Raw genomic sequence first — 4,751 nt, 5'->3', positions numbered from 1 at the left:
CAACTGTCTCACAATTTCTCCCTTCATGGTGATGTAAGCTATCAACAAAAGCTTCAGAAAACTGGTATAAGTGGTGCTAGCTTTTCAGGTGGAATACGCTATCAGTTTTAAGACAAGGCTGTAAAAATAGCCTATCATTCTATTCAATTTAAAAAAAGGCAGCTCAATGTGCTGCCTTTTCGCTTTATATAAATCCTAATGACACTAAAACTACCCCCTCCCTTTTTATCAAAAAAAATATAAGGTATTTTTATCCAGAATATATTAAAACCCACAAATAATGAAAGCGGAAACCTTTTAATAAAAAGGCAGTTTTATTGACCAAAGTACCTTTCATTTAAAGCTTTAACATAAAGCTCTTTATTAATTACGTTTTTAAACTGAAGATATGTCTGTTTTATCGCCCTCAATAAGATAAGCAATTATAAGAAACTTTCCCCTCATCTGAAAACTCAAACAAATTTTTTGTCTATAAAATATTCAAACAAGAAAAAACACAAAAAACTATAAACGATAGGATCGTAAAATATATTCGAATAATTATTATAAAATGTCTTAAGAGACATAAAGAACTCTCAGTAATTATCAAAAATTATGTTTATTATTTTATCAAGATATAAAAAATAATCCCACTACAAACAGAAAATCAATAAACTCATTTAATAAAAAATAAACTATACATAATATGCATTTTCATGAAGATTATTTAAAATATTTGACAGAGAAGTAAAAATAGCTTACCGAGCTAGAGGTAATGTAACAACACTAAGAACAGTAACTCATTTTCTATTCTTCTTATGAGGTCGGTGGGGAAATGAATATTGGGGACTTCAAAGGAGAATACGGGTGTATAAAAAATCCCTTTTATCATATACAGCAACAGTCGCGATCATACTCTCTAGTATCTATTCCAATGCACATGCTGAATCTCTTGAAGCTTCAGGAGAAGGACAAAGCGTCATCGGAGAAACCGGAAAATCCTATGAAATTCTTCATGCAAAAGAAAGTGGCAAAATCACTGGTGAAAATTTAACAGTAACCGGAAATAAAGACACCAATAAAGGCCCCAGCGAAGGCGGTATCACCCCTCCTCCCGGATCATCTTCTTTAGAATCACCCGCTGCTGTAACAGCTGAAGGCAAGAACAGTATGATCACATTAACGGGGGATAAAACAACCATTAAAGGAACTGATTCTGCCATTATCGTAGGTGTTAAAGCAAAAGACGGTGGCACGATCTCCATAACTGGAGGCTCCATTAATGCTTCTGATTTTGGTGCAATCTTCATGAACAGTAACAGCGACAAAAACAAGCTGGAAAATGTAACAATATCAAGCGGTGATGATAAAACACTACTGGGATTCGGAGCAGGAGCAGAAAACAGTACAGTCACTTTAAAGGATGTAATCATAAAACAAACAAACAATGCTGTAAGTGCACAAGGTGGCTCTACAATAACAATCACTGGAGGTTCATTTGCTTCAAAAGAAGCAACAATAGTTGCCTCGCAAAACAGCAAAGTCACTATAAACGATTCTACGATTACATCATCTGACGACTCTGGACTCTGGGCAAAAGAAAGTGGCACGATCTCCATGACTGGAGGCTCTATTAATGCTTCCCACGCTGGTGCTAGCTTCTTGAACAGTAACAGCGACAAAAATAAGCTGAAAGGTGTAACAATATCAAGTAATGAAGACGGAAAACAAATAACCTTTGGAGTAAAGGTACAAGAGAACAGTACAGTCACTTTAGAAGATGTAACCGTAAAACAAGCAGAAAACGCTATTCTTGCAAATAATAGTTCTAAAGTAAAGGTCACTGGAGGCTCATTCGCTTCAAAAGAGGCAACAATAGCTGCCTTGAAAAACAGTGACATCACTATAGAGGGCGCTCAAATTACATCATCTAATAACTCTGGACTCGTGGCACAAAATGGTGGCTCAATCTCTATGAATGGAGGTTCCATTAAAGCTTCACAAGCTGGTGCTTACTTTTTGAACAGTAATAGCGACAAGAACAAACTAAAGGATGTAGAAATATCAAGTAATGAAGGCGGAACACCTATACTCTTTGGAGTAAAAGCAGAGAAGAACAGTAAAGTTGATTTAGAAGGTGTAAGATTCTCTCAAGCAGACAGTGGTATATCTGCAGATAGTAATTCTGAAATAACAATCTCTAAAGGAGAGTTTGACTCTAAAAAGGTAACTATACACGCTGAAAACGGCAGCACAATCACTTTAAAAGACAATACTAAAGTTACATCATCTGATAACGTTGGGCTCATGGCAGAACAAGAATCCACAATCAACATGACCGGAGGAGAAGTAACTGGAAAAACAGGAGTCGTTGGAGCAAAAAATGGCGGACACATTACGGTAGAAAATGTTACCCTAACAATAGATGGCGCCGATCCCATTGAAAATAACGAATCAATTACAAGTGGTTTTGGTGCATTTTCTGAGGGTAAAGATAGTCTAATTGAGTTAACTGGAGATGATACAAAGATTAAAAATAGTATAGTTGGACTTCAGACAAAAAAAGAGGGTGCAATCAGTATGAATGGAGGCTCCATTAATGCCTCATACGTTGGTGCTCGCTTTACGGAAAGTAAAAGCAACAAAAACAAACTGAAGAATGTAATAATATCCAGCAATAAAGAGAATGAGCTACTAGTCAATGGAATCAATGCAGGAAAAGAAAGTATAGTCTCTCTAGAAAATGTAAACGTAAAACAAGCAGAAAACGCCGTTGTTTCAGATAGTAATTCTAAAATAGAGATTACTGGAGGATCGTTTGATGCAAAACTAGCAACAATCGCTGCTCTAAACGGCGGCACCATTATTTTAACCGACAATGCACAAATTACATCATCTGATAACTCTGGGCTCTATGCACATGACAATGGCGTAATCAAGATGACTGGAGGAACTGTAGCTGGAAAAATAATAGCATTGTCTGCAGAAAATAGCGGACATATTACCATCACAGATGGTACTCTAAAAACAACAGACGATGGTATCGGTGCAGATGCTGATGGCTCTAAAAGTGTGATTGAGTTGGAAAATACAACGGTCAGTGATAGTGCAATTGGTCTTAAAGCAGAAAACAATGGTGCAATCAGTATGACTGGGGGAAGCATTAAAGCTTCTGTAGCTGGTGCTGTCTTTTCTAAAAGTGAGAGCGAAGAAAACTATCTGGACAATGTGATAATATCAAGTAGTAAAGGCGGTGCGCTACTAGGCTATGGAATTCAAGCAGAAGAAACAAGTAAAGTCACTTTAAAAAATGTAACCATCTCTGACGCAATTAATGCCGTAGCTGCGTATGACAATTCTACAATAAAAATCTCTGGGGGATCATTTAAGGCAGAAGATGAAACAATATATGTAGCAGATGGCGGCACCATCAATTTAGACGATGCAGCACAAATTACCTCATCTAATAGTTATGGACTCCGTGCAGACGGTTTAAACTCTACCATCACAATGAATAAAGGACACGTCAAAGGGGACCGTACAGCATTGAGTGCGGAAGGTGGTGGTCATATTACGGTCACAGGTGTTACTATCACAACAGAAAAGCAGCTTAGCGGATTAGGTGCAAGTGTTATCAATTCTAATAGTATGATCGAATTGCGTGGAACAGATATTAAAGACACTTCGACTGGACTCCTTGCACAAGACGGCGGCGTAATCAAAATGAAGAAGGGAACCATTACAACTTCTACAGTTGGTGCTACCATTTCAAACAGTAAGAGCAACGAAAACAAATTGGAAGATGTGACAATATCAAGCAATGGAAAAGGTAACTCGATCATATTTACAGGATTAAATGCCCAAGCAAGCAATATCACTTTAGAAAATGTACACATTACACAAGCATTCACCGGCGTAATGGCAATGGATCATTCTCAAATCACAATCTCTGGAGGATCATTTGCTGGAAACAATGTGGGGATACGTGCAGAGAGTGGAAGCACCATTACTTTAGCTGAAAATGCCCAAATTACATCATCTAATGGTTATGCCCTCCATGCAACCGGCTTAGACTCCACCATCACAATGATGACAGGAAGTATAACAGGAACAGAGGCAGCATTAGCTGTTGAAAACGGTGGGCATATTGATGCAACAAATATTTCTGCAACAGCAGAGAAAAATGGCATAAAATTTGAAAATCCTGAAGAAGATACAACCTCAGAAATTAATTTAACCAACGCAAAGCTTCACATTAAAAACGGTACTGGAATTAATGTAGATGAGTCAACCGGCACAGTCAATCTTGGCGAAAAATCAGAAATCCGTGGTGATGTTTTACTAGTAAACAAAGATTCAACAAAAGGAAATAATTTCACTTTCACCCTCAATTCTGATGACTCCATATTAGAGGGTAGAGCAAAAATTATTAACAGCCCTAAAACAATCTTTAATTTGCAAAACAATACACAATGGATTGTAAAAAACAGTGCCCATGAAACAGATGAAGATGGTCAACTGCTTGATATTGCTCAAAGATCTCGTTCTGATGTTTCCACGCTTAATCTCGATAATAGCTCCATTATCTTTAGCGAACCAACAGAAGAGCATTATCACACATTGCATATAGGTTCTGGTAAACCAGACACACAAGAAGTTTACAAAGCCTCTGGTGATGCAAAGATTTACTTCAATATTGCTTGGAGTGATGGCGTAGCAAGTGCCGATCAAAAAACCGATAGGCTTCTCATTCACGGTGATGTCTCAGGCAA

At 37.5% G+C, this 4,751-nt stretch carries 1 protein-coding gene; it reads left to right on the top strand.

From position 1 onward, the window contains the following. Positions 1–846: 846 nt before the first annotated feature. The coding region (locus tag ACFIJQ_RS08720) for a beta strand repeat-containing protein (protein WP_375629937.1) at positions 847–4,751 on the top strand (3,905 nt) is incomplete at its 3' end.

Origin of the sequence: Bartonella sp. TT67HLJMS (assembly GCF_042193375.1) — a bacterium.
GTDB classification, from domain to species: Bacteria; Pseudomonadota; Alphaproteobacteria; order Rhizobiales; family Rhizobiaceae; genus Bartonella; species Bartonella grahamii.
This window is presented reverse-complemented; position numbering and strand designations above follow the sequence as displayed.